Source organism: Lacticaseibacillus suihuaensis, from assembly GCF_054785075.1.
The window spans coordinates 1-1,502 of the sequence record NZ_BAAGBJ010000033.1 but is presented as its reverse complement, the minus strand read 5'-3'; the positions used below and the strand labels follow the sequence as shown (position 1 = coordinate 1,502).

Here is a 1,502-nt window from a genome sequence, read left to right as displayed (position 1 = left end):
GTGATGTGAACCCATGGAGTTGGACAATTAAATAATTCGCTCATGCAGCGTTTTGAAGGGCAAGTTTTCGGCATTCAACTGGAGACTTGCCCTTTAGTCTGCCTTTCACTCGCCGCAGATTGTAAAACTCAAGCCATTCTCGCATTGCAGCTTCCAGCTCCCGCTTGGTGTCGTAATGCTCGTCCATCACCTCGGCCTTCATGACACCAAAGAAGGATTCCATCTCGGCGTTGTCTAGGCATGTTGCCTTGCGTGACATGCTTTGAAAGACGTGATGATTTTTGAGCACTCGCTGCCAATGCTTGTGTTGGTACTGAAATCCCTGATCAGTGTGAACTGTTGTCCGATAAGGTAACGTCGGAAGGCCCTCTAGGGCCTCCTTCAGTGGTTTCAAGGCAAAGTCAACCGTTGGGTGATCACTGATGTTGTACGCCAGGACCTCACCTGAAAACAGGTCTAAGACGGGTTCAAGGTAGATGCGTTCAGCTTGCGTCATGGTCCCGTAACGAAATTCGCTGATGTCGGCGACAAGTTTCTGATAAGGCCGGTCTGTGACGAACCGACGATGAAGCCGGTTCTTGGCGACTTGGCCAACCGTTCCTTTGTATGAATTGTACTTACGCTGACCCCGACCATAATAACGTGAAAGCCAGCCGTGCTCTGTCATGATGCGCAGAACTCGTTTGTGATTGACAACGAAGCCTTGTTCGTGGAGCTTATCGGTAATTCTACGGTAGCCATATTTCTTCGTGTACTTTGGATCAGTTAGACGAATCTCGTCAATGGCCTGAATGATTGCCGCATCATCCTCTTTCTTAGCCTTGGGCTTGACGGCGTAGTAGTAACTACTACGCGACATTCCCACCACTTTAAGCACGAAGTGCAATGATTTGTCGAAGACTTGCCTTAGCTCCGTAATCACTTCTGCCCGTTCGCACGTTGTGATTTCTGCCGGGCTAAGGCATCGAGTTTTTTTAGATATTCGTTCTCGATTCTTAGTTTGATGTTTTCGTCCTTAAGGCTCTTTAGCTCCTGTTCTGCTTCGTTGAGTTTAGGCGTGGATTGTGCCGTCTTCTTAGATTTGTGTTTGGTCACAGCTCTGGCCTTCTTTCGCTTAGAAACCAAGCCCTGAGCGCCTTTGCGTTCGTAAGCCTTGACCCACTGCCAGATGACACTTGGTGATGACAAATCGAAGTGTAACGCTGTTTCAGGGAAGGAGGCTTGGTGTTGTTTCCTCCAGTCTAATACGCGAAGTTTGAACTCTCTAGTGTAATCACCATGAATAACGCGACTTTGGAGTCCGAGGACACCGAACTTCTCGAAGCGGTGAACCCAGAGAAGCACGGTCTCCTTAGCGGCGATATTGAACATCTTGGCAACACTCGCAGAACTCATGCCGTTCAAGTAGGCAGTGACAGCCTTGATACGAAAATCTAAGTCGAATTTGACCATAATAAAACCCCCAGATTTGGATTGTTGTCCAAACTTGGGGGTTCACATCA

The 1,502-nt window shown here is 48.3% G+C and carries 2 protein-coding genes; both read right to left on the bottom strand.

Annotated features, from left to right (window positions below; genetic code table 11):
• Positions 1 to 40: 40 nt before the first annotated feature.
• A complete protein-coding gene (locus tag ACYVRZ_RS13065) occupies positions 41 to 946 on the bottom strand; it encodes an IS3 family transposase (RefSeq protein ID WP_461227465.1) in 906 nt (301 codons plus the stop codon).
• On the bottom strand, positions 919 to 1,452 hold the full coding sequence (locus tag ACYVRZ_RS13060) for a helix-turn-helix domain-containing protein (RefSeq protein WP_461227463.1): 534 nt from the start codon (positions 1,450 to 1,452) through the stop codon (positions 919 to 921). The genes ACYVRZ_RS13065 and ACYVRZ_RS13060 overlap by 28 nt, the downstream gene beginning before the upstream one ends.
• Positions 1,453 to 1,502: the final 50 nt, after the last annotated feature.